At 66.8% G+C, this 22,505-nt stretch carries 21 protein-coding genes and 1 tRNA gene; 3 read left to right on the top strand and 19 right to left on the bottom strand.

The genetic code is table 11. The features are described 5' to 3' along the window. Positions 1-5: 5 nt before the first annotated feature. The 8 genes from E0W60_RS12415 to E0W60_RS12450 form a co-directional block, all read right to left on the bottom strand. On the bottom strand, positions 6-1,868 hold the full coding sequence (locus tag E0W60_RS12415) for a PhoX family protein (protein WP_135704352.1): 1,863 nt from the start codon (positions 1,866-1,868) through the stop codon (positions 6-8). 207 nt (positions 1,869-2,075) lie between these two features. Then, on the bottom strand, positions 2,076-2,672 hold the full coding sequence (gene pth, locus E0W60_RS12420; protein WP_135704353.1) for an aminoacyl-tRNA hydrolase: 597 nt from the start codon (positions 2,670-2,672) through the stop codon (positions 2,076-2,078). A gap of 162 nt (positions 2,673-2,834) precedes the next feature. Then, positions 2,835-3,452 (bottom strand): 50S ribosomal protein L25/general stress protein Ctc, encoded by a 618-nt coding sequence (locus E0W60_RS12425; protein ID WP_133093630.1) that lies wholly within the window; start codon positions 3,450-3,452, stop codon positions 2,835-2,837. Between the two features lie 133 nt (positions 3,453-3,585). Beyond that, positions 3,586-4,539, bottom strand: a complete 954-nt coding sequence (locus tag E0W60_RS12430; protein ID WP_133093631.1) for a ribose-phosphate pyrophosphokinase — start codon at positions 4,537-4,539, stop codon at positions 3,586-3,588. Positions 4,540-4,636: 97 nt separating this feature from the next. Further along, positions 4,637-4,713 (bottom strand) — tRNA-Gln (locus E0W60_RS12435). A 59-nt stretch (positions 4,714-4,772) separates the two neighbouring features. After that, a complete protein-coding gene (ispE, locus tag E0W60_RS12440) occupies positions 4,773-5,657 on the bottom strand; it encodes a 4-(cytidine 5'-diphospho)-2-C-methyl-D-erythritol kinase (RefSeq protein WP_135704355.1) in 885 nt (294 codons plus the stop codon). Then, a complete protein-coding gene (gene lolB / locus E0W60_RS12445; protein WP_133093633.1) occupies positions 5,654-6,262 on the bottom strand; it encodes a lipoprotein insertase outer membrane protein LolB in 609 nt (202 codons plus the stop codon). Before lolB ends, ispE begins: the two co-directional genes overlap by 4 nt. A 115-nt stretch (positions 6,263-6,377) precedes the next feature. Further along, positions 6,378-8,357, bottom strand: coding sequence for a tetratricopeptide repeat protein (locus E0W60_RS12450; protein WP_135704357.1), 1,980 nt, complete (start codon positions 8,355-8,357; stop codon positions 6,378-6,380). Positions 8,358-8,498: 141 nt separating this feature from the next. Between E0W60_RS12450 and mutM the strand changes: the two genes are divergently transcribed. The 3 genes from mutM to mutY all read left to right on the top strand — a co-directional run bounded on the left by mutM (position 8,499) and on the right by mutY (position 12,934). Then, the gene (mutM, locus tag E0W60_RS12455; protein ID WP_135704359.1) at positions 8,499-9,383 is read left to right on the top strand and encodes a bifunctional DNA-formamidopyrimidine glycosylase/DNA-(apurinic or apyrimidinic site) lyase; all 885 of its coding nucleotides are present in this window, start codon (positions 8,499-8,501) and stop codon (positions 9,381-9,383) included. Between the two features lie 299 nt (positions 9,384-9,682). Then, positions 9,683-11,632: a dynamin family protein gene (locus E0W60_RS12460; protein ID WP_133093636.1), complete on the top strand. Its 1,950-nt coding sequence runs from the start codon at positions 9,683-9,685 to the stop codon at positions 11,630-11,632. A 129-nt stretch (positions 11,633-11,761) separates the two neighbouring features. Continuing rightward, on the top strand, positions 11,762-12,934 hold the full coding sequence (gene mutY / locus E0W60_RS12465) for an A/G-specific adenine glycosylase (RefSeq protein WP_135704361.1): 1,173 nt from the start codon (positions 11,762-11,764) through the stop codon (positions 12,932-12,934). 18 nt (positions 12,935-12,952) lie between these two features. Here mutY and E0W60_RS12470 read toward each other — a convergent pair whose 3' ends face one another. The 11 genes from E0W60_RS12470 to E0W60_RS12520 all read right to left on the bottom strand — a co-directional run bounded on the left by E0W60_RS12470 (position 12,953) and on the right by E0W60_RS12520 (position 22,471). After that, the gene (locus tag E0W60_RS12470) at positions 12,953-13,621 is read right to left on the bottom strand and encodes an LON peptidase substrate-binding domain-containing protein (protein WP_133093638.1); all 669 of its coding nucleotides are present in this window, start codon (positions 13,619-13,621) and stop codon (positions 12,953-12,955) included. A 104-nt stretch (positions 13,622-13,725) separates the two neighbouring features. Next, positions 13,726-14,613, bottom strand: a complete 888-nt coding sequence (gene rapZ / locus E0W60_RS12475) for an RNase adapter RapZ (protein ID WP_135704362.1) — start codon at positions 14,611-14,613, stop codon at positions 13,726-13,728. A 126-nt stretch (positions 14,614-14,739) separates the two neighbouring features. Beyond that, entirely contained in the window at positions 14,740-15,072 is a 333-nt protein-coding gene (locus E0W60_RS12480; RefSeq protein WP_133093640.1) for a PsiF family protein, read from the bottom strand. Positions 15,073-15,250: 178 nt separating this feature from the next. Further along, positions 15,251-16,222 carry an HPr(Ser) kinase/phosphatase gene (hprK, locus tag E0W60_RS12485; RefSeq protein WP_063236682.1) on the bottom strand — a complete coding sequence of 324 codons (972 nt, stop codon included), beginning with the start codon at positions 16,220-16,222 and terminating at the stop codon, positions 15,251-15,253. Between the two features lie 79 nt (positions 16,223-16,301). Further along, the gene (gene ptsN, locus E0W60_RS12490) at positions 16,302-16,757 is read right to left on the bottom strand and encodes a PTS IIA-like nitrogen regulatory protein PtsN (protein WP_029046777.1); all 456 of its coding nucleotides are present in this window, start codon (positions 16,755-16,757) and stop codon (positions 16,302-16,304) included. 368 nt (positions 16,758-17,125) lie between these two features. Next, positions 17,126-17,476 carry a ribosome hibernation-promoting factor, HPF/YfiA family gene (gene hpf, locus E0W60_RS12495; RefSeq protein WP_029046778.1) on the bottom strand — a complete coding sequence of 117 codons (351 nt, stop codon included), beginning with the start codon at positions 17,474-17,476 and terminating at the stop codon, positions 17,126-17,128. A 48-nt stretch (positions 17,477-17,524) separates the two neighbouring features. Then, entirely contained in the window at positions 17,525-19,003 is a 1,479-nt protein-coding gene (locus E0W60_RS12500) for an RNA polymerase factor sigma-54 (RefSeq protein WP_133093641.1), read from the bottom strand. A gap of 155 nt (positions 19,004-19,158) precedes the next feature. Beyond that, entirely contained in the window at positions 19,159-19,959 is an 801-nt protein-coding gene (lptB, locus tag E0W60_RS12505) for an LPS export ABC transporter ATP-binding protein (protein WP_133093642.1), read from the bottom strand. A 68-nt stretch (positions 19,960-20,027) separates the two neighbouring features. Beyond that, entirely contained in the window at positions 20,028-20,675 is a 648-nt protein-coding gene (gene lptA, locus E0W60_RS12510; protein ID WP_133093643.1) for a lipopolysaccharide transport periplasmic protein LptA, read from the bottom strand. A 139-nt stretch (positions 20,676-20,814) separates the two neighbouring features. Beyond that, positions 20,815-21,444, bottom strand: coding sequence for an LPS export ABC transporter periplasmic protein LptC (gene lptC / locus E0W60_RS12515; protein WP_135704364.1), 630 nt, complete (start codon positions 21,442-21,444; stop codon positions 20,815-20,817). Between the two features lie 43 nt (positions 21,445-21,487). After that, positions 21,488-22,471, bottom strand: a complete 984-nt coding sequence (locus E0W60_RS12520; protein WP_135704366.1) for a KpsF/GutQ family sugar-phosphate isomerase — start codon at positions 22,469-22,471, stop codon at positions 21,488-21,490. Positions 22,472-22,505 lie beyond the last annotated feature (34 nt).

The raw sequence follows: 22,505 nt of genomic DNA on the forward strand, positions 1-22,505 counted from the left end.
CGCGGTCACGCACCCATCGGCTTGCCATCCGTGCGGCGCACGACGATGGTCGACGAGCGCGGCGGCTTGGCGGCGTCCGGCCACTGGCCGGTCGGGTGCTGGATGTTGATGAAGCAGGTGGTCAGGTCCGGCGTGTAGGCGATGCCGGTGATCTCGCAACCCTTCGGTCCCACCAGGAAGCGCTTCGACTGCCCCGTCGGCGAGATGTAGTACATGCTGTTGTTGCCGAAGGTGTTGGTGTAGGTCGAGCTGGTGCTGGAGTCGGTCTGCACCCACAGGCGGCCCTTCGGGTCCACGCGCAGGCCGTCCGGGCTCGAGAAGGTATCGCCGTTGATGTTGCCCTTCAGGTTGTCCGTGGCCAGCGACGGGTCGCCGGCCTGCAGCAGGATGCTCCAGGTGAAGGTGGTGGCCAGCGGCGAGTCGCCGGCTTCCTTCCACTGGACGATGTGGCCGTGCAGGTTCTGCACGCGCGGGTTGGCGGCGTCGGTTTGCTGGCGGCCGCTGTTGTTGGTCAGCGTGCAGTAGACGGTCTTGTCCAGGCCGACCGTGATCCATTCCGGGCGGTCCATCAGCGTGCCGCCGGCCACGCGCGCGGCCGCCTTGGTGTTGACCAGCACGTCGGCCTGCGTGGCGAAGTCGACCGTGGTCGGTGCCGGTGCGGTGGCGAACTGGGTCCAGTTGCCCGGATCCGAGGCGCCGACGGTCAGGCCGTTCTTGCCTTGCGTCAGCTCGATCCACTGCCCGCTGCCGTCGGCGTTGAACTTCGCCACGTACAGCGTGCCGCTGTCCAGCAGGTTGGCGTTGGCGGCGCGATCGTTGGGGTCGAACGCCTTGCTCGGGATGAACTTGTAGATGCAGCCCGGCGTGCCGTCGTCGCCCATGTAGAAGGCCACGTTGTTGCCGGTGTCGGTCATGAAGGCAACGTTCTCATGGTCGAAGCGGCCCATCGCGGTGCGCTTGGCCGGCGCGCCCAGCGTGCCGTACGGGTCGATCTCGACGACCCAGCCGTAGCCCTTCTCGTCCTGGATCGGATCCAGGTAGTTGTCCGTGCTTTCTTCGCAGGTCAGGTAGGTGCCCCAGGGCGTGTACCCGCTTGAGCAGTTGTTCAGCATGCCAACCACGGTCGGGCCCACCACCGGAGCGGCCGGACCACCCACGCGGTACAGCGTGTTGCCGGTGTAGCGCTTGTTGTAGATCGAGTCGCGCTTGACCTGCCACTTGCCGCTGGCAGCCAGTTCGACCTCGATCACCGAGATGCCGACCGCCGACAGCGCGATGCGCTTCTGCTCCGGCGTGGCGGTGCCTGCGCTGTAGGTGCCGCCGGCGAACAGGATGTTGTAGTCCGGCAGTTCGTGGTTGATGGCGAGCAGGCCGCCCTTCTGCGGATCGACACCCGACAGCGCGAAGAAGTGCATGCCGTCGTGGTTGCCGCCGGCCTGGCGCTCGGTTTCGGCCGACGACTGGAACGCGCCGGCATAGCCGGTGGCGCCGGCCTCGACCGGGTCGCCGGCGGAAAATAGCACGTCGACGCTGTAGCCGTTCGGCACGACCACCGCGTCGGCGGTCGACTTGGCGACCGGCTCGAAGGTGACCTCATAGCTCGGCGTGACCGCGCCAGGTGCCGGACCGGGGGCCGGCGCCGGAGCGGGGGCAGGTGCGGGCGCCGGCGCAGGATCGTCGCCACCACCGCAGGCGGCCAGCAGGCCGCTGCCGAAGGCGGAGAACAGCGACAGGCCCACGCCGCCGCGCAGCACGCGGCGGCGGGCCGGGTTGGCCGCAACGATGTCTTCCAGCCGCTGGCCGGGCACGTCAACGTCAGGCTTGGCAGCACGGCCGGCGGCGCGCGCTTCATCGGTCAGGTACGACATGGGCTTTCCTCTCTTGCGGGTTTGTCATGCGCGCCGGCTACGATATGATGCCGGCGCGGTGGAAACCCCGCAATGTAGGGACTGCCCATGGAAGTTTGATGACAGCTTGTCTGCAACATAAGAGTTGCAGCGCGCCAACGACAAACGGGCCGCGTGTGCGGCCCGTGTCACATGGATGTCGCAGGAATGTGCCTGCGCTGCCCACCTTCAGCGAGTGGTGTGCAGCTGCGCCATCGCGCGTTCGGCATCGCCGCGCGCCAGCAGCCCCAGCGGATCGATGCTGCGGTCGATGGCCGCCTCGATCGCCTCCTGCTCCTCTTTGCGCGGCGGCTTGAGCACGAAGTTGACTACGTCCTCGCGGCCAGCGCCGGCGCCGCCAGGCGCATTGCGCGGATGGCCAACGCCGATGCGCAGCCGCCAGTAGTCTTGCGTGGTCAGGTGGGCCGAGATGTCCTTGAGGCCATTGTGGCCGCCCGCGCCGCCGCCACGCTTGAGCTTGACGGTGCCGGACGGCAGGTCCATCTCGTCATGGGCGACGACGATCTCGTCGGGCAGGATCTTGTAGAAGCGTGCCAGCGAGACCACGGCCAGCCCCGAGCGGTTCATGAAGGTCGAGGGCTTGAGCAGCCAGATGTCCTGGTCCCACAGCCGCGCGCGCGCGGCCAGCCCGTGAAAGCGGCCTTCCACGCGCAGCGTGGCGCCGCCCATGCGGGCAAGCTGGTCCACCAGCCAGAAGCCGGCGTTGTGCCGGGTGGCCTCGTATTCCGCACCGGGATTGCCGAGGCCGACGATGAGCTTGATCATGCGATTGACTGAGTCGTTGGCGCGCAGGACTGCGCCACAGGCGCCAAGGATACCGAAAATCCAGCCAGGTGCCGGTTCGGCGGGGTCGAAAAAAAACCGCCGCGAAGGGCGGCGGTTTTCTCAGTGGCGCGGCCCGGAAGCCGCGCCCGCTGCAGCAGCAGCTCAGGCAGCCGGCGTTTCGCCTTCGCCCTCGGCAGCGCCTTCGGCGGCCGAAGCGGCGCCAGCCGGCAGCGAGATGCTGGCGATGGCGGGGTTCTCGTCACCGTGGGTGATGACGGTCACGCCCTTCGGCAGCTTCAGGTCGGCCAGGTGCAGGGTCTGGCCCAGTTCCATCGCGCCGACGTCCACTTCGATGAACTCGGGCAGGTCGGCCGGCAGGCACGATACTTCCAGGTCGTTGACGATGTGGTTGACCAGGCCGTGGCCCAGCTTCACGCCAGGAGCGGTTTCCTGGTTCATGAAGTGCAGGGGCACCTTGACGTGGATCTTGTCGTTGGCCGACACGCGCTGGAAATCGACGTGCAGCACCAGCGGCTTGAACGGGTGCATCTGGAATGCGCGCAGCAGGGCCTTTTCCGACTTGCCAGCGACTTCCAGGTCCAGGATCGACGAGTGGAACGCTTCCTTCTTCAGGGCGTGCCACAGCGCGTTGTGATCCAGTTCGATCATCTTCGGCTCGGCGGCGCCGCCGTAGATGATGCCGGGGGTCTTGCCCGAATTGCGCAGGCGGCGGCTCGCACCCGTACCCTGTACGCTACGCTCGAAAGCGACAACTTTCATGATGACTCCAAAAGTAAAGAAGGCCGTCCGCGACCAGACAGCCTCGTTGCGGCGTGAAAAACAGAATCAGCGCCGATCAAGTCACGCTGGCCGCCGCAAAACGGCTGCCAACGCAGCAAAGCATTAAATTCTATCAGGAACCCGCAAACAGCGACATGATCGAGTCGCCCTTGACGATGCGGGTAAAGGTCTCGGCCAGCAGCGGGGCGGTCGAGAGCTGGCGGATCTTGCCGCACTTGGCCGCTTCTTCCGACAGCGGGATGGTGTCGCACACCACCACTTCGTCCAGCGACGAATCGGCGATGCGGGCAGCGGCGCCGCCGGACAGCACCGGGTGCGTACAGTACGCAAACACCTTCAGCGCGCCACGTTCCTTCAACACCTGGGCGGCCTTGCACAGCGTGCCGCCGGTGTCGATCATGTCATCCATGATGACGCAGTTGCGGCCTTCGACTTCACCGATGATGTTCATCACCTCGGCCACGTTGGCCTTGGGACGGCGCTTGTCGATGATCGCCAGGTCGCAGTTCAGTTCCTTGGCCAGCGCACGCGCACGGACCACGCCGCCGACGTCAGGCGAGACCACCAGCAGGTCGCCATAGTTCTTCTCGCGCAGGTCGCCCAGCAGTACCGGCGATGCGTAGATGTTGTCCACGGGGATATCGAAGAAGCCCTGGATCTGGTCGGCATGCAGGTCCATCGTCAGCACGCGCTCGACGCCGGCGACTTCCAGCATGTTGGCCACGACCTTGGCCGAGATTGCCACGCGCGCCGAACGCGGGCGGCGGTCCTGGCGGGCATAGCCGAAGTAGGGCATGGCGGCGGTGATGCTGCGTGCCGAGGCGCGCTTGAGCGCGTCGACCATCACCATCAGTTCCATCAGGTTGTCGTTGGTCGGCGCGCAGGTGGACTGCAGCACGATGACGTGCTTGCCGCGAACGTTTTCCTGGATTTCAACCTGGACTTCACCGTCGGAGAAACGGCCAACCTGGGCCTTGCCTAGCGGAATGCCGAGGTGCTGTACGACAGCCTCCGCGAGTTTGGGGTTGGCGTTGCCGGTAAATACCATCAAGCCGTCGCTGCTCATTCGGGGCACCTGTCTTGCTGCTGGGGGAGCTTGGTGTCACCGGCGAAGCCGGTGACTTGGAAGATATCGTGTTCCGTTAGGACACTATAGGAAGTAATGGCAGGGGAAGAAGGATTCGAACCTTCGAATGCCGGAATCAAAATCCGGTGCCTTGACCAACTTGGCGACTCCCCTACACAACCGGGCCGTTCTTCGTGGTACCAAACTACCGTACCGCGCCGAACGATAACTTGCTATGCGAGCGCTGCGAGCGGGTGATGTGCCAGACTCCTCACACACCTGCCATCCCATTCGGGAGGCAACCTTTCCAAAACCTGCTGCGCTGTCTTTGCGTCAGGAAAACGCGCAAACACGCAGGCTCCGGATCCGGTCATCCTGGCATGCTGATTGTATTGCTTCAGCCATTCCAGGGCTCGGGCGACTTCGCCGAACTTCGCTGTTGCTATCGGTTCCAGGTCGTTGCGACCGAAATCGAATTTGTTTGTGCGAGCAGCGAAGACCGCAATTATGGAGATGGGCGTATCCCTTGTCAAGCGCTGGTCCGAAAAAATTTCAGACGTCGGCACATGCTGTTTCGGATGGATGACCACGAACCAGCTTTCGGGCAGCTCCACCGCGGTCAGCTGCTCGCCCACGCCCTCGGCGAATGCGTTCTGGCCGAACACAAACACCGGCACGTCCGCACCCAGCGCCAGGCCGATGCGCATCAGCTCCTCGCGCGACAGGCCCAGGCCCCAGAGGTGGTTCAGCGCCAGCAGCGTGGTCGCGGCATCCGACGAGCCGCCGCCGATGCCGCCGCCCATCGGCAGCACCTTGTCGATCTCGATGTCGGCGCCGAAGGGGGTGCCCGTGGCAGCCTGCAACGCGCGCGCGGCGCGCACGACCAGGTCGCTGTCGGCGGGCACGCCGGGCACGTCGGTGATGCGCGCCACGATGCCATCGTCGCGCCGGCGGAAATGCAGCGTGTCGCTCCAGTCGACCAGCTGGAACACGGTCTGCAGCGTGTGGTAGCCGTCGGCGCGGCGCCCGGTCACGTGCAGGAACAGGTTGAGTTTCGCGGGCGCGGGACAGTCGCGCAGTTCGGGTGGCGGCAGTGCCGGGGTCCGGTCAGGGGTCATGGCGTCTGGGGATCGATGACGAGCCGCACCGACAGCGGATTGCTGCCGGAGTCGCGCGCGAGGTCGATGCGGCGCGGCAGCGCCGCGGCGGTGCTTGCGGGCTGCGTGTCCTGCCACGCGACGTAGCGCACGGTCCAGCCGTTCTGCGCCAGCGTCGACAGGCGCCCCTGCTCGTCGCGCGTGGCGCGCGCGGGCGATCCCTGCGCGGCGCGGCCATGCAGCCAGTCGCGCATGCCGGCCACCGGCAGCGCGAAGCCGAGCGCGTCTTCCATCAGCGTGTCGACCTCGGGCGCGTTGCGCGGCGGCTGGTTGGGCAGGTCCAGCGTGGCGCCGGACGGCGTGGCGGTGACCACTGCCAGCGTCTGGCCCAGCGGCGAGACCAGGTCGAGCCGCACGTTGCGGCCTTGCTCTTCCCAGCGGAAGCTGCCGGTCACGCCTTCGTCGCGGCCGTAGCGCTGGTAGTTGGCCGAGAAGCGGCCGGTGTATTGCCGGCTTGCGCTGGATTCGCCGGCATCGAAGCCGCGCGACGGTGCCACGCTGGCGCACGCCTGCAGCAGCAATGGGGCGCCCAGGCAAAGCAGTGCCAGGCGTCTGGTTCGATTCATGGGCATGGTCGTGGAGCGGCGGCGCGCGGCGGCGGCCGCCGGACTGACGGAAATCCCGTGCCGCGCCTGGCAACGCAAGCGCGCGGCAAGCGGGGGCACGGGATCAGGAGGTTGGTTACTTGGCCAGCTGCACGTCGAACTTGTACCTGCGCAGCGTATCGACCAGGGTTTCGTTCTCGGGATCGATGCGCATGGCCTCGGTCCAGGTCTTGCGCGCTTCCTCGTGCTCGCCGAGCTGCCACAGCACCTCGCCCAGGTGCGCGCCGATCTCGGCCTCGGGCGCCTTGGAGTAGGCGTTGCGCAGCAGGTCCGCTGCGGGGCGCAGCTCGCCCATGCGGAATTTGACCCAGGCCAGGCTGTCCATGATGTAGGGATCGTCCGGGCCCAGCTCGGAGGCGCGTTCCAGCAGGCTGCGCGCTTCGGGCAGGCGTTCGTTGCGGTCGGCGAGCGAGTAGCCGAGCGCGTTGTAGCCCTGCTTCTGCTGCGGCTGCAGCGCGATCACGCGGCGCAGGCCCTTTTCCATGCTGTCGTAGCGCTTCTGGCGCTCGTCGAGCATGGCCAGCTCGTAGATCCAGTCGGCGTTGTCGGGCTCGGCGGCGACGCGGTCGTCGAGCAGCTTGCGTGCTCGGTCGTAAGCCTTGGTCTCCATCAGCGTGGCCACCTCGGCCTGGCGGATCGCCATGACGCGCTGCGCGCGCTGGCCCGGGTCGGGGATTTCCTCGGCATCGGCAAGCATCTCGCCGAACAGTGCCTGCGCATCGTCGAGCTTGCCCAGGCGTGCCAGCAGCTGCGCGCGCTTGGCGGTGGCCGCGGGCGCCAGGCGGATGTCCTCGATGCGGTCCAGCCACTGGATCGCGCCGGCATAGTCCTTACGTTCTTCGGCAATCTGCGCCAGGTACTGGTAGGCGATGTCGGGATTGGCCGTGGGTTGCTTCTCGACCAGCTGCAGATACTCCTGCAGGTATTGCTCGGCTTCGCTGTAGTTCTTGGCCTGCAGGCTCGTAAGCCCCAGCGCCAGTGGCACGCGCGGATCGGCGGGCGCCACCTTGCGCAAGGTCTCGAACTCCTGCCGTGCCGCCTGCATGTCGTTGCGCAGCAGGTACAGGCGCGCCAGCGTGATATGGCCGTTGACCGATTCGGGCGACTTGTCAAGGAAGCGCTTCAGGATGGCGACGGCTTCGTCGGGCTCCTTTTCGGCGCGCAGCTCGGCGGCCATCAGCGCGGCGGCCTCAAAGCCCGGGCGCAGCTTCAGTGCCTGGTCCAGCGCGGCGATCGCGCCCGGCACGTCGCCGGCGATTTCGCGCGCGCGCGCCAGCGCCAGGTGGGTTTCCGGCAGTTTCGTATCGTTGCGCGTCAGTTCCTGCAGCAACGTGGCCGCGCCGGCGGGATCGCTGGTGCGCGACAGCTGCTGCTGCATCTGCAGGATGGCGTCGCCGCGGTGGCTGGCGGGTACGGCGGCGAGCTGCTGCTGCAGCAGCGGGCGGGCATCGTCCCAGCGTCCGTTCAGCACCAGCAGCGTCGACAGGACCTGCGCGGCGGCGGGCGAATTGGGCGAGATTTCACGCCACAGCCGGGCCGCATCCAACGCCTGCTGCGGGATGCGCGCGTTGAAGGCGATCTCGGTGGCGCGCTGCGCGAAGCGCGGGTCGCGGGTCTGCCGCGCCAGTTCGAGGTAGGTGCGGTAGGCCGGCCCGACCAGGCCGCGCTGCATGGAAATCTCGGCCGCCAGCACCATATAGACGATGTCGTCGGTCAGTTCCAGCGACGGCAGCGGGCTGCGTGCCGGCTTGGCGGTGCTGCTGGCGGGGCGCGCGTCATCGGAGGCGGCGATCTGCATCTGCGCAAGCTGCGGCATCTGCGCAAGCTGCGGCAGCGGCACGTCGCCGGCCGGAGGTGCCGCATGCGCGGCGCCGGCCAGCGCGAGCAGTGCCGCGGCGCCCAGCGCACGTGCGTGGCGGCGGGTTCTGGCAAAGGCTCCCGCGGCGCCCGCCGTGCGCGAAAATGCGCCCTCGTGCACGGGGATGCCGCACTGGGAGGCTTGCAATGTGGCGTCCGGCATCAGGTCCGGCGTCAGGTCCAACTTCAGGTCCGACATGTATCGAGTGCTCCGGGCGCGCGCTGGCGAAGGAATGGATAAAGGCATTGTAGCCTGCCGCTACAATGCGCTGCTTGGCGCGCCGGCCCATGGCCAGCAAGGCCGGCAGGAGTTTGGAGCGCTAACCAACGGAGAGGTTCGATGCCTGAATTGCCCGAGGTCGAAGTGACCCGGCGCGGCTTGCTGCCGCATGTGGTGGGACGGCGCATTGAAGCGGTGACGGTGCGCCACCGCGGGTTGCGCTGGCCGGTCGAGCCGGACCTCGAAGCCCGCCTGGCGCAGCGCGTGGTGCGCCGGATCGAACGCCGCGGCAAATACCTGCTGCTCGAGTGTGTCAGCGACGATCCCGCCGAACCGGCCGGCTGGCTGCTGGTGCATCTCGGCATGACCGGCACGCTCAGGGTGTTGCCGCAGGCGCCGCCACCCGGCGCCCACGACCACCTGGACATGGTGCTGGCCGTTGGTGCAGAGGGTGTAGTGGCGGCGGAGGGCGCCGGGGGCCGGCTGGTGCTGCGCTTTCGCGATCCGCGCCGCTTCGGCGCGGTGCTGTGGACCACGCTGCCCGAGCACGAACTGCCATCCCACCCGCTGCTGCGCACGCTCGGCATCGAGCCCTTCGATGCTGCCTTCGACGGCGCCTGGCTGCACCGCCACACGCGCGGCCGCAGTGCCGCCATCAAGACGGTGTTGCTGGCCGGCGGCATCGTCGTCGGGGTCGGCAACATCTACGCTTCGGAAAGCCTGTTCCGCGCCGGCATCCGCCCGACCACGCCGGCTGGCCGCCTCAGCCGTGCGCGTTGCGACCGGCTGGCGCAGGCCGTGCGCGAGACCCTGGCGCAGGCGATCGAGCGCGGCGGCAGCACGCTGCGCGATTTCGTCGGCAGCGACGGCGCCAGCGGCTACTTCCAGCTCGATTGCTTTGTCTACGACCGGGCCGGCCAGCCGTGCCGGGTCTGCGCCACGCCCGTGCGCCAGATCGTGCAGGGCCAGCGTTCCACCTTCTACTGCCCCAACTGCCAGCACTGAACCAGCACTGAGCCGGCACTGACCGGTGGCCGCCATTACGATGCGCCGTGTGGCGCACAATGCGCGCCGGCGGCGATTGTCGATGGCTCGGCGCAACACTCTGCCCGCACGCCATTCACAAGGGACGCGAATTCCACAAAACCGCCGTGGAAACCTGTATCGTGTGCGCAGTTATAAAAAGTTACAAAAATGGAACAGATTGGCTCGCCCGGGTCGCGGCGGGCCGGCAGTGCGGGAACACGGGCACGCCTCCGCCGGCGGCGGCCCCGAGGCAAAAACCGAGTCAGCCGAACAGCTCCATGACAACGCTCGCCCACCAATTCGAACAATACGGCGCCTGGAGAACGGGGGTCCTCCAGTCCCTGGCCGAATTCCAGTCGTGGCTGCAGCAGCACGACCTGTACGACGCGCAGGCCGACGACCGCGTGCAGCGCATCCAGAACGTGCTGCGCAGCGACCGGCTCAAGGTCGCCTTCATTGCGGAGTTCTCGCGCGGCAAGAGCGAACTGATCAATGCGATCTTCTTCGCCGACTACGGGCGCCGCATCCTGCCGTCGTCGGCGGGCCGCACCACGATGTGCCCGACCGAGCTGCGCTACGACGAGGCCGAGCCGCCTTGCATCCGGCTGCTGCCGATCGAGACCAGGCTCCAGGACGCTTCGACCGCGGATTTTCTCGAGGCCGGCCCGTCGGCACACTGGCATACGGTGCCGCTGGATCCGTCCTCGCCCGAGGGCATGCTCGAAGCCTTCCAGCACGTGGTCCAGACCGTGCGCGTGCCGCCGCAGCAAGCCGAGGCGCTGGGCCTCTACCATGAGAGCGACCCCGACGCCGCCTACGCGGTCGATGCCGAGGGCATGGTCGAGATATCCCGCTGGCGCCATGCGGTGATCAATTTCCCGCATCCGCTGCTGCGCCAGGGGCTGGTCATCCTGGACACGCCGGGGCTGAACGCGATCGGCACCGAGCCCGAGCTGACGCTGCGCCTGATCCCTGACGCGCACGTGGTGGTGTTCGTGCTGGCCGCCGATGCCGGCGTGACCAAGAGCGACCTGGAACTGTGGCGCACCCACGTGGACGCCGGCCACCGGCGCGGCTGCCTGGCCGTGCTCAACAAGATCGACGGGCTGTGGGACCCGCTGCGCCAGCCGGCCGAGATCGCCGGCGAGATCGGGCGGCAGGTCTCGAGCACGGCGCAGGTGCTGGGCATCGAGCAGGCGCGTGTCTATCCCGTGTCGGCACAGAAGGGCCTGGTGGCAAAGGTCACGCACGACGACGCGCTGCTGGCGCGCAGCGGCTTGCCGGAGTTCGAGCATGTGCTGTCCGACCAGCTGATCCCGCGGCGGCGCGACATCGTCTCCGATCAGGTCCACCGCCAGGCGCAGGACATGGCGCGGGCCGCGCAGCAGCTGCTGCAGAGCCGCCGCCGCGATATCGTCGAGCAACTGTTCGAGCTGCGCGGGCTGCGCGGCAAGAACCACGCGATGGTCAAGCACATGCTGATGCGCGTGCAGGGCGAGAAGGAAGAGTTCGAGCAGAGCATCAGCAAGTTCCAGGCTCTGCGGCTGGTGTTCGGCCGCCACAGCGCCGACATCATCAAGAGCCTGCAGCTGCGCGACGTGCGCCGGACCATGCGGACCGCGCGCGAGCAGATGAAGGAGCGCTTCTTCTCGCGCGGCCTGCGCGAGGACATGGATGCGCTGTTCGCCCAGCTCACCGCGCTGGTGACCGATGCCGACAACAAGATCGGGCAGTTGCACCAGCTGATCGAAAGCATGTACCGGCGCTTCAATGCCGAGCATGGCTTCACGCTGCCCACGCCGATGCAGTTCACCGCCGAGCGCTACGTGGCCGAGCTGCAGGAAACGCTGCGGCTGGTGCATGCGCACTTCGGCACGGTCAGCATGCTGACGCGCTCGCGGCCGCAACTGGTGCAGAACGCATTCAGCACCATGGCCAGCCGCGTGCTGGAGAACTTCCGCGACCTGAATCGCGATATCGAGGTGTGGCTCAAATCGGTGATGACGCCGCTCGAGGCGCAGGTGCGCGAGCACCAGAAGCAGTTGCGCCGGCGCGTCGATTCGATCGAGCGCATCCACGAAGCGACCGATACGCTGGAAAGCCGTATCGCGGAGCTCGAGGAGGTGCTGAACGGGCTGGATGAGCGCAGCGGCAAGATCGAGGGGTTTGCGCAACGCCTGCTGCGGCCGGCGGGCGTGGCGGAGCAGGCGAGCCTGGCGGTGGCGTGACGGGAAGCGGCTGGCGGTAGGCGTATTTCAGGGCCGGTATATCATGTAGCGCCGCGTACAGCGGCGCTTTTTTTGACACGTTCGCACGCTGCTGGCCCAACACCAGCCCCACACCACAAGCCGTACCCCATGCCCCGCAAGTCCGCCCCCCGAGCCACCGCACCCATCCCCGACGACATCCAGGTGCCCCCCGATTTCGGCGCACGGGTCGTCAACTGGCAACGCTGCCACGGCCGGCACGACCTGCCGTGGCAGAACACGCGCGACGCCTACCGCATCTGGCTGTCGGAAATCATGCTGCAGCAGACCCAGGTCAGCGCGGTGATCGAGTATTTCCAGCGCTTTGTCGCTACATTGCCGACGGTGCAGGCACTGGCCGCCGCGCCCGCGGACCAGGTGATGGCCCTTTGGGCCGGCCTTGGCTACTACTCGCGCGCGCGCAACCTGCACCGCTGCGCCATGCAGGTGGTCAGCGAGCACGGCGGCGTTTTCCCGACCGATCCCGCGGTACTGGCGACGCTGCCCGGCATCGGCCGCTCGACCGCGGCGGCGATCGCTGCCTTCAGCGCCGGCGTACGCTCGCCGATTCTCGACGGCAACGTCAAGCGCGTGTTTGCGCGCTGCTTCGGCATCCATGGCCACCCGGGCGAGCGCGCGGTGGAAACGCGCATGTGGCAGCTGGCCGAGATCGCGCTGCCCGCAGCGGGCACGCGCCAGGCCGAAGACATGGTCGCCTATACGCAAGGGCTGATGGACCTCGGCGCGACGGTTTGCTCGCGCGGCAAGCCGGCATGCCTGGCCGATGCCGGCGCGTGCCCGCTGTCCGCCGACTGCGTGGCGCGCCGCGAAGGGTTGACCGGCGTGCTGCCCACGCCAAAGCCGCGCGCCGCGATCCCCGAGCGCAGCACGGTGATGCTGATGGTGCGGCGCGAGCGTGAAGTGCTGTTGCGGCTGCGCCCCGGCAGCGGCATCTGGGGCGGCCTGTGGAGCCTGCCCGAGATGCCGGTCGACACCGTGCCCTTCGATACGGAAGCCGCCGAAGCCGCCGCGCTCGACTACGCCCGCGCCTATGGCGCACCCGTGCGCGCCGCGATGGCGGGCGAACTGACCCACGTCTTCACGCACTTCCGCCTGTTGATCCGCGCGATTCGCGTCGATGTGGGGTCAGGTGAGCTGATGGCGCAGGACAGCGCCACGGAAGCGGCACAGCGCTGGCTCTCGCTCGACGATCTCGATGCGCTGGGCACGCCCGCGCCGGTGCGCAGGCTGCTGGAAGACCAGGCCCGCGGCGGCCTGTTCTGAAGCCGGCCGCGGCGCCGCTCAGACGATGTGGTTCTGCCGCATGTAGCGGTGCACGATCTCGATGCGCATGCCCGCGTCAGGCAGCGCCATCAGCATCTGCTTGGCCTTCAGCGGCACCGGCAGCAGTTCGCACAGCCGGTTGGCGACCCAGCTGGGATCGTCCCACAGGTAAGGCTCGTCGAACGGCATCCGGTCGGGCTGCTCGGCATGCAGCCGCGTCACGATGCGGCGCAGCGCGTCCAGGCATTCGCCCAGCAGCTCGAGCTTGCAGTCGATGATGTCGGCGGGCAGCACCTGCGCACGCGCCACCAGCAGGCCGTCGTCGCGGGTCTCGTGGCTGATGATCTGGAAACGCTCGCGCCCGCGCGCGCGGATCAGCAGCACGCCCAGCTGCTCCATGTTGCAATCGACGATTTCGGCCAGGCAGCCCACGGACTCCGGCACGGTCGCCTTGCCTGGCCGCGCCACTTCTTCGCCGCTCTCGATCAGGCAGGCGCCGAACGGCGTGCCGTCGCGCAGGCAGTTGCGCACCATGTCGACGTAGCGCGCCTCGAACACGCGCAACGGCAGCCGGCCACCGGGAAAGAGCACGGTGTGCAGCGGGAACAGCGGGAGGTTGTCTAGCGTCTGCGGCTCGGGGTCGGACCCGGCGGACGAGGTGGGGCGGTAGAGGTCGGTGGAAGACATGCGGTGCCAGCGTGCATAAGGGGATGCAGTGGGATGCCAGAATGCAGCAACGGCGCGCCGCCGGACCGTACGCCGCCAGTGCCCCCAGGCACGCGCGCTTGGCGTCAGCCCGCCGGCGCGAGCTCTCGGTGTCTCACCAGCACATTACCATGCGCGCGGAAATAGTTGGCGAGCCTTTCCGCAATATAGACCGAGCGATGCTGCCCGCCGGTACAGCCGATGGCGACGGTCAGGTAGCTGCGGTTGTCGGCGATGAAGCTTGGCAGCCACTTTTCCACATAGGCGCGGATATCCTCGGCCATCGCCAGCACCATCGGCTGCGCCTGCAGGAAATCGATCACCGGCGTGTCGCGCCCCGTCAGCGGGCGCAGCGCCAGGTCGTAATAGGGGTTGGGCAGCGAGCGCACGTCGAACACCATGTCGGCGTCGCTGGGCACGCCGTGCTTGAAGCCGAAGGATTCGAACAGCAGCGTCAGGCGCTCGCTGTCGTTGCGGATCAGCTCCTTGATCCAGCTGCGCAGCGTATTGGTGCGCACATTGCTGGTATCGATGCGGTGCGCGGCCTCGGCCAGCGGGCTCAGCAGCTCGCGCTCCATCTCGATCGCTTCCATCAGCGCGGTGTCGTTGAAGGCGGGCTCGCCGCCGGGGCTTGCCACGCCACCATCGGTGCGGATCGACAGCGGATGGCGCCGGCGCGTCTCGGAGTAGCGTTGCACCAGCGCGTCCGTGCTGGCCGTCAGGAACAGCACCTCGACCTGGTGCTCGCCGGCGAGCGTGCGCACCGTATCGGGCAACTGGTCGAGCGACTCGCGGCTGCGGATGTCGGTGGCAATGCCCAGGTGCGTATAGCCCTGGCTGGAAAGGTAGCGGGCCAGTTCCGGGATGAACTGCGCCGGCAGGTTGTCCACGCAGTAGTACCCCGCATCTTCGAGGACGTTCAGTGCGACGGACTTGCCGGAACCGGAAATGCCGGTGATGAGGATGATGCGCATAGCAACTGAAGCATAGCATCACGTGATGGCCGCGTCATGACAGGGGGATGACTGCGGACCCGGAAACAACGATGGCGAACCTTGCGGTCCGCCATTGCCGTGGTTTGCTTCGGAAGAAGACCTGCTTCAGGCCGACTTCGACAGGCACTCCTTCATGTACGCCTTGTATTCGTCGCCCTTCTTGCCCTTGCCTTCCTTGCTGCAGGCAGCCATCTTTTCCTGCTGGGTCTTGGGCGTGGCGTCCGGCTTGGCCGACAGGCATTGCTTCATAAACGCCTTGCGCTCGTCGCCCTTCTTGTCGCCGGCCTGCGTATTGCAGGTCTTCATCTTTTCCTGCTGCGCGGTGGGCGCCTTGGCGGCGTCCTTTGCCGGGGCGGCCGGTGCCGACGCCGACTGGGCGAAGGCCACGGATGCCAGCAGCGGGGTGACCAGCGCGCACATCGCGATCAGTTTCTTCATGCTCGCTCTCCTTGGTGTGGAAAACATCACGGCCGCACGGTGTCAGGGGCTCGTGGCGGCCTTGGAATGGGCTCGATGCCCATTACAGCACAAAACGGCAGACCGGACGTCGGCGTTGACGGCGGGGGAGGCCGCCGTTGTAAGCAATTGAAAACGCGTGCGCGGGCAATCAGCCCGCTCAGAGCAGGCGGCCCTGGCCGCGCGAGACCGCATCGGCCTGCATCGCGGCGCGCTGGCGGTCCATGAAATCGCGCAGCGTGTCGATGCCGCGCAGGCGCAGTATGGTGTTGCGCACGGCGGCCTCGACCAGCACGGCGAGGTTGCGGCCGGCCGCCACCTGGATCTTGACCATGTGGATCGGCAGGCCCAGCACGTCGAGGTATTGCGAATCGAGCGGCAGGCGCTCGAACTCGCCGTCGTTGCGGCGCACCAGCTGCACCACCAGCTTGATCTTCATCTTCCGCCGCACCGCGGTCTCGCCGAAGATGGTCTTGATGTCGAGCAGGCCAAGGCCGCGCACTTCGAGCAGGTTCTGCAGCAGCGGCGGGCAACGCCCCTCGATGAAGTCCGGCCCCAGCCGCACGAAGTCGACCGCGTCGTCAGCCACCAGGCCGTGGCCGCGCGAAATCAGTTCCAGGCCCAGTTCGCTCTTGCCCAGGCCCGATTCGCCCATGATCAGCACGCCCATGCCGAGGATGTCGAGGAACACTCCGTGCATGGTCACGCGCGGCGCGGAAATGCGCGACAGGTACAGCCGCAGGTGGTCGATCACCGCGGCCGACGACACCGGCGTGGTGAACAGCGGCGTGGAAGAGCGCGTACAGCGCAGCTCCAGGTCCGGCGGCGGCTCCATGCCGTCGGCCACCACCAGGAAAGGCGGCTCCAGCAGGATCAGCTCGCCCATCTGGCGCTTGCGGATATCGTCGTCCAGCCGCTGGTAGTAGGTGATCTCGGGCTTGCCGAGCACCTGGATGCGGTTGGGGTGGATCAGGTTCAGGTGGCCCACCAGGTCCGCGGCCGAGGTGGCTTCGCGGGCGAATTCCACGTCGAAGGCGCGGTCCGCACCTTCCAGGCCGGCGACCCATGAGAGTTTGAGGTCGGCTGCGTTGTCGTCGAAGATGGACTGGGAGGTGACGCCGGTGAGTTCCATGCGGGTATGACGTGTGGGGCGGTGTGCCAGGCGCTGTGCCTGTCCGGTCTGTGCCGGCCCGTTCAGGTCAATCGGTGAATCAGGGATGCCATTCGGTCAGCAACTGGTGCACGGCTTCGGAAGTGGGCAACGTCGCCAGTCCTTCGCGCATGTCGCGATCCGACAGCAGCTGCGCGATCTCGGACAGGATTTCCAGGTGCTGCTGCGTGGCCTGTTCCGGCACCAGCAGGAAAATCAGCAGCGATACCGGCTTGCCGTCGGGCGATTCGAACGGAATCGGTTCGGCCAGGCGCATGAAGGCGGCCAGCGGCTGCTTGAGCCCCTTGATGCGGCCGTGAGGGATCGCCACGCCGGCGCCAAGTCCGGTGGAGCCCAGTGACTCGCGCGCAAACAGGTTGTCCGTCACGGTGGCGCGCGCCACGCCATGGTTGTTCTCGAAGAGGAGCCCGGCCTGCTCGAACACACGCTTCTTGCTGGTGACGCTGACGTCGAGGGTGATGTTGCCGGGTGGCAGCAATTTGGCCAAACGATTCATGGGCGATGCGCAGGAGTTCAGTTAGCGGGCGGTTCCGCCGTTCCGCCGGGCAGTGTGTGGCTCAGGGGCTGCCGGTCGCCGGCAACGCCGAGGCGTCCGGCCATTATAGAGCAGCAGCCTCCCTGTGATTGTGCAGCGCAGCGCCGCCCGGTTGGCGTCCGCACCTTAACCGGGCGCGGGCAGGATGCGGCCCTGCATGTATGGCGCAGCATACACCCTGCCGCGGCCGTTGCGAACACTCCGTCTCAAACGGGTGACAGGCCCTTTGCGCAGGCGCCACAGCGCCGCAGGCGCAAAAAAGCCGCGCTACGCGCGGCTTGCCTGTTCAGTTTTGATTCAGCGGCCCTCTGCGGGGCCACCGGGCACGCTCATTGCTGCATCTGCGCTGCGGCCATCTGGTACTTGACCGCTTCGCGGTCGTGGCCTTGCACGCGGTCCTTGTAGCGCAGTACCTGACGGTCCAGCTTGTCGACTAGTGCGTCGATCGCTGCATACAGGTCTTCATGATGCGCTTCAACGAAGATGTCCTTGCCCCTGAGATGTAGATTGATTTCCGCATATTGCCGCCTGTCCTTTTCCTTGTGATTGTCGACAGAGAGCAGCACGCTAACGCCAATGACCTGATCGAAATGCCTGACGATTCGCTCCAGCTTCGTTTCCACGTACTCACGCAACGGCGGCGTGATGTCAAGGTGGTGTCCACTGATCTTGAAGTTCATAGCGCTTCTCCTTCTGAAAGAGCCTCACCAGGCAGGCGGTGGGCTCGGCTACAAAGACTTGCGGAGATTCACTGCGGGGATCTTCAGGGCTTCGCGATATTTGGCTACGGTGCGTCGTGCGACAACGAAGCCTTGCTCACCCAGCAGTTCGGCGATGCGACTGTCGGAAAGGGGATTCCTCGGGTCTTCGGCTCCTATCAGTTGCTTGATCAAGGCGCGGATGGCCGTTGATGAAGCCGCGCCACCGGTCTCGGTGGACACGTGGCTGCCGAAGAAGTACTTCAGTTCGAAAGTACCCATCGGCGTTGCCATGTATTTATTGGTCGTCACCCGGGAGATGGTTGACTCGTGTAATCCCAGTGTATCGGCAATCTCCCGCAAAACCAAGGGGCGCATGGCGATTTCGCCGTGCGTGAAAAAGTTCTTTTGACGCTCGACAATGGCCTGCGAGACACGCAGGATCGTGTCGAACCTTTGCTGGATATTCTTGATCAGCCAGCGCGCTTCCTGCAGTTTCTGCTGCAGGCCTGCGGTACCCGACTCGCCCTTGGCGCCGCGCAGGATCTGCGCGTACATGTCATTGATGCGCAGCCGCGGCATCACATCCGGATTGAGCTGCGCGATCCAGCCGCTGCCGCTCTTGCGCACGAACACATCGGGCACGACGAAGTCGGCTTCGGGGCGGCTGTATGCGTGGCCCGGGTAGGGTGCCAGCGAGCGGATCAGTTCATGCGCGGCCTTGAGTGCAGGCTCGTCTACCTGCAGCGCTTTTTTCAGGCGCGTGTAGTCGCGCACGGCCAGCAGCTCGAGGTGGTTATGCACGATGTTCAGCGCCAACTCGCGCTGCGGATGCTGCAGCCGGCGCAATTGCAGGCCCAGGCACTCGGCCGCGTTGCGCGCGCCGACGCCCGGCGGGTCGAAGCTCTGCAGCAGCGTCAGCATCGCTTGTACTTCCTCGATCTCGAATTCGAGTTCTTCGGGCAGTTCGGCGCAGATCTCTTCGAGCGTCGCGCTCAGGTAGCCGTCGTCGTCGAGCGATTCGATCAGGAAGATGGCCAGGCCCTTGTCGCGCACCGAGATCTTCAGCGGCGTGAGCTGTTCCATCAGGTATTCGCGCAGCGTGGGCTCGGCCTCACGCAGCTGCATCGGCGTCTTCTCGTCTTCGTCGCCTTGCGGGCGGCGCGCGAAATCGTCGAGGCTCCAGTCGCCGCCATAGTCGTCGCCGCTGTTGCTGTCGCCGTAGCTGTCGTCATCGCCCGCGCCCTCGGCGCGCGCCTCGCCGTTGCCTTGCGGTTCGGCCGGTGCCGGCGCGGGCGCGCTCTGCAGGTTGACCGAGCCATCGGCGGCCACGCGCAGCGGGCTTTCGATCCAGTCGTTCTCGCGTTCGAGCAGGGGGTTTTCCGTGAGCGCCTGTTCGACTTCCTGCTGCAATTCCAGCGTCGAAAGCTGCAACAGCCTGATCGACTGCTGCAGTTGCGGCGTCAGTGCCAGGTGCTGGGAGAGGCGGAGCTGTAGCGACGGTTTCATGCGACCTATTTTATGCGCATCTTTCCGTTGTTGGAACGGAAATTGCTATCGATGTCGCGGCTTGATCGACGCCGGCAGTGGGCTGTCCCACATGCAGATGATGGGGGTGAAACCAGGCAGAATCAATGGCCTGCCGCCGCGGGCAGGCCAGTACATCACATGCGGAAGTTTTCGCCCAGGTAGACGCGCCGCACCGATTCGTTGGCGATGATCTCTTCGGGCCGCCCGGCGGCAAGCACGGTGCCTTCGCTGATGATGTACGCGTGGTCGCAGATGCCAAGCGTCTCGCGCACGTTGTGGTCGGTGATCAGCACGCCGATGTTGCGCGCCTTCAGGAAGCTGACGATGCGCTGGATCTCGCCCACTGCGATCGGGTCCACGCCGGCGAACGGTTCATCCAGCAGGATGAAGCGCGGCGACGATGCCAGCGCGCGCGCGATTTCCACGCGGCGGCGTTCGCCGCCCGACAGCGACAGCGCCGGGTTGTTGCGCAGGTGCGCGATCTGCAGGTCGTCGAGCAGCGCGTCGAGCCTGCGGTCGATCTCGGCCCTGGCCAGCGGCTTGCCGTTTTCCACCTGCAGCTCGAGCACGGCGCGGATGTTTTCCTCGACGTTGAGCTTGCGGAAGACCGATGCTTCCTGCGGCAGGTAAGACAGGCCCATGCGCGCGCGTTCGTGGATCGGCAGGCCGCTGATGTGGTCGCCGTCGAGCACGATATCGCCCTCGTCCAGGTTCACCAGCCCCACGATCATGTAGAACGAGGTGGTCTTGCCCGCGCCGTTGGGGCCGAGCAGGCCAACCACTTCGCCGCTCTTCACGTCCAGCGAGACATCCTTGACCACCGTGCGCGAGCCATAGCGCTTCTTCAGGTGGCGCACGACCAGCGTGCTGCCGCCTTCGAGGACGGCCGTGGCTTGGACGGAAGGCTTTTCGGCGATGGTGGCGGTATCGGTCATTGGCAGTCTGGCGTTCAGCGTTTCAGGCGGGGAGGCGGTCCTTGCAAGGCATAGGTCCCCGCGAGGCGTCAGGGTTTGTTGGCGGGCGCGGGCGCCGGCTTCAGGTCCAGCGGCGAGCCGCTGCCCGAACCCTGCGCATTCGGGTTCTGCCGCGGCGACAGCACCGCGCGCACGCGGCCCGACGGATTGGCGGCCGAGGTGTTGTCGCTGCCGCCGGCAGCGGTGTAAAACTCCTTGCGGCTGTCGTAGGTCAGCACCGCGCCGCGGATCTCGTCGAGCATCTTGGCGCCCTGCAGGCGCGCCATGCGCGCGTTGCCGATCAGCTTGGACAGCTCCTGCTTGCCGTCGTATTCGATGCGGTCGCCCCAGCCGTCGATGTATTCGTCGACGCCCTCGCGCTTCTGCCGGATATAGGCCTGCTTGCCAGCCTTGGCGGTGGCCACCGCGAACTGGTAGCCCTCGGGGTCGGTGCGCAGCTCGGCCGCATCCGACTTCAGGATCATCGTGCCCTTGGTCAGCACCACGTTGCCGGTCAGCGTATAGATCTGCTTGACGTCGTCGTAGCTGGCGTTGTCGGCCTCGAGCACCATCGGCTTGTCGCGGTCCGCGCGCTCGGCCAGCGCGGGCTGGGCCAGCAGCAGGCCGATGGCCATGGCCGTGGCGAGCAGGGCCGGGGCGGCGTGTCGACGGGACGAAGTCGTCAGGGATGCAGTCATGTTGGCAGCGGTGGCTAGAGGGCGTGGTGGTGCGGGTTAGGCCGGGTTATGCGGGTTATGCGGGTCTTGCGGGTCTTGCGGGGCAGGCAGGGCGCGCAGCGTTATTGCCGTTGCGCGGCGGCCGGCCGCGCGGGCCGGGTCAGCGTCCCGGCGTACGGCCCGGAGACGGCCCGGTGACGATGGTGCCGCGTACATTGCCGAGCAATTGTACTTCGCGGGTGACGTTGTTGAAGATCAGCCCGTTCGCGGTCATCACCGAGGGTCCGCGCGTCAGCTTTACCGGCTTGTCGGTCTTGACGATGTCGTCATTGACCAGCAGCTGGAAATAGCTCGACGCGGCGGTCAGCTGCGGATCCTTGGAGGCGTCGGCGCCCTGCTGGCGCAGCACATGGCCGTTGCCGTACAGGTCGATCACCGAGCCTTCGGCGTTCATGCGGCCAAGGTCGGCCCGTGCCGTCACCGGCGGACGGTCCGGTTCATAGGCGCGCAGCGCGGGGCGCGTGACCTCGTAGGTCTGGTCGTCCTCGAAGTGGACCATGCGTTCGCCGGTGAAGCGGATCTTGGTGCTGCCGTCCTGCGCCAGTTCCGTGGCCGAAAAACGGTCCATGAAATAGTCCGGCTCGTGCTTCTTGGTCGCCTGCGTGTCCTGGCTTTCCTTGGGCGAGTTGATCTGCACCAGCCAGAAGGTGCTGCCGGCGACGAAGGCCATCAGCAGCAGCGGCAGCAGGCGCATGACGATGCCGCTGAGGGAGGCGATGAGTGCCTGCATGGTGTGCTTGTTGGTGTGCTTGTCGGTGCTTCTCGCGCCCCGTTCAGATGACCTTGGCGCGGGTCAGGTCGTGGATATGCAGCGCACCGACCAGGCGCCCGTCGTCGTCGACCACCAGCAACTGGTTGATGCGGTTGGCTTCCATGACCTGCACCGCCTCGACGGCCAGCTGGCTCTGGTTGACCACATGCGGGTTGCGGTGCATGACCTCGCCGATGGGAACGGTCTTCCAGTCGCGCGGGGTTTCCAGCAGGCGGCGCAGGTCGCCGTCGGTGAAGACGCCGATGGCACGGCCGTCGGGATCGACCACAGCGGTCATGGCCATGCCCTTGCGCGTGATTTCCATCAGCGCCTGGGCCAGCGGGGTGTTTTCGCGGACTTCGGGCACCGCGTTGCCGGTGCGCATGACGTCGAGCACATGGGTCAGCAGCTTGCGGCCGAGCGCGCCGCCCGGGTGCGAGCGGGCGAAGTCTTCTTCGCCGAAGCCGCGCGCGTCCAGCACCGCCACCGCCAGCGCATCGCCCAGCGCCAGCGCGGCGGTGGTGCTTGCCGTTGGCGCCAGGTTGAGCGGGCAGGCTTCCTTTTCCACGCCCGCGTCGAGGTGCGCGTCGGCCAGCTTGGCGAGGTTCGACTCCGGGTTGCCGGTGACCGAGATCAGCCGCGCGCCGATGCGCTTGACGATCGGGATGATCGACAGCAACTCGCCGGTTTCGCCGGAATTGGAGAAGGCGATCAGCACGTCGTCGCGCGTGACCATGCCCAGGTCGCCGTGGCTGGCCTCGGCCGGATGCACGAAGAACGCGGGGGTGCCGGTGGAAGCGAGCGTCGCCGCCACCTTGCGCCCGATATGGCCGGACTTGCCGATACCGGAGACCACCACGCGCCCGCTGCATTGCAGGATCATCTGCACGGCACGGGCAAAGTCGTCGGTCAGGCGGCCGGAAAGTGCGGAAACCGCTTCGGCTTCGGTCTGGAGTGTGTCGCGGGCGAGCCTGAGTGCTCGATCCGCATCGAAATTGGCTATCATGGCGTCGAAGTATACCAACGAATGCGACGTCGCC

It is taken from the genome of Cupriavidus oxalaticus, from assembly GCF_004768545.1.
Classification (GTDB): Bacteria; Pseudomonadota; Gammaproteobacteria; order Burkholderiales; family Burkholderiaceae; genus Cupriavidus; species Cupriavidus oxalaticus_A.

Bases quoted from the DNA above. Each gene is read 5' to 3' on its own strand.
- E0W60_RS12415 (WP_135704352.1), bottom strand. From the start codon at position 1,868: ATGTCGTACCTGACCGATGAAGCGCGCGCCGCCGGCCGTGCTGCCAAG.
- pth (WP_135704353.1), bottom strand. From the start codon at position 2,672: ATGATCAAGCTCATCGTCGGCCTCGGCAATCCCGGTGCGGAATACGAG.
- E0W60_RS12425 (WP_133093630.1), bottom strand. From the start codon at position 3,452: ATGAAAGTTGTCGCTTTCGAGCGTAGCGTACAGGGTACGGGTGCGAGC.
- E0W60_RS12430 (WP_133093631.1), bottom strand. From the start codon at position 4,539: ATGAGCAGCGACGGCTTGATGGTATTTACCGGCAACGCCAACCCCAAA.
- ispE (WP_135704355.1), bottom strand. From the start codon at position 5,657: ATGACCCCTGACCGGACCCCGGCACTGCCGCCACCCGAACTGCGCGAC.
- lolB (WP_133093633.1), bottom strand. From the start codon at position 6,262: ATGAATCGAACCAGACGCCTGGCACTGCTTTGCCTGGGCGCCCCATTG.
- E0W60_RS12450 (WP_135704357.1), bottom strand. From the start codon at position 8,357: ATGTCGGACCTGAAGTTGGACCTGACGCCGGACCTGATGCCGGACGCC.
- mutM (WP_135704359.1), top strand. From the start codon at position 8,499: ATGCCTGAATTGCCCGAGGTCGAAGTGACCCGGCGCGGCTTGCTGCCG.
- E0W60_RS12460 (WP_133093636.1), top strand. From the start codon at position 9,683: ATGACAACGCTCGCCCACCAATTCGAACAATACGGCGCCTGGAGAACG.
- mutY (WP_135704361.1), top strand. From the start codon at position 11,762: ATGCCCCGCAAGTCCGCCCCCCGAGCCACCGCACCCATCCCCGACGAC.
- E0W60_RS12470 (WP_133093638.1), bottom strand. From the start codon at position 13,621: ATGTCTTCCACCGACCTCTACCGCCCCACCTCGTCCGCCGGGTCCGAC.
- rapZ (WP_135704362.1), bottom strand. From the start codon at position 14,613: ATGCGCATCATCCTCATCACCGGCATTTCCGGTTCCGGCAAGTCCGTC.
- E0W60_RS12480 (WP_133093640.1), bottom strand. From the start codon at position 15,072: ATGAAGAAACTGATCGCGATGTGCGCGCTGGTCACCCCGCTGCTGGCA.
- hprK (WP_063236682.1), bottom strand. From the start codon at position 16,222: ATGGAACTCACCGGCGTCACCTCCCAGTCCATCTTCGACGACAACGCA.
- ptsN (WP_029046777.1), bottom strand. From the start codon at position 16,757: ATGAATCGTTTGGCCAAATTGCTGCCACCCGGCAACATCACCCTCGAC.
- hpf (WP_029046778.1), bottom strand. From the start codon at position 17,476: ATGAACTTCAAGATCAGTGGACACCACCTTGACATCACGCCGCCGTTG.
- E0W60_RS12500 (WP_133093641.1), bottom strand. From the start codon at position 19,003: ATGAAACCGTCGCTACAGCTCCGCCTCTCCCAGCACCTGGCACTGACG.
- lptB (WP_133093642.1), bottom strand. From the start codon at position 19,959: ATGACCGATACCGCCACCATCGCCGAAAAGCCTTCCGTCCAAGCCACG.
- lptA (WP_133093643.1), bottom strand. From the start codon at position 20,675: ATGACTGCATCCCTGACGACTTCGTCCCGTCGACACGCCGCCCCGGCC.
- lptC (WP_135704364.1), bottom strand. From the start codon at position 21,444: ATGCAGGCACTCATCGCCTCCCTCAGCGGCATCGTCATGCGCCTGCTG.
- E0W60_RS12520 (WP_135704366.1), bottom strand. From the start codon at position 22,471: ATGATAGCCAATTTCGATGCGGATCGAGCACTCAGGCTCGCCCGCGAC.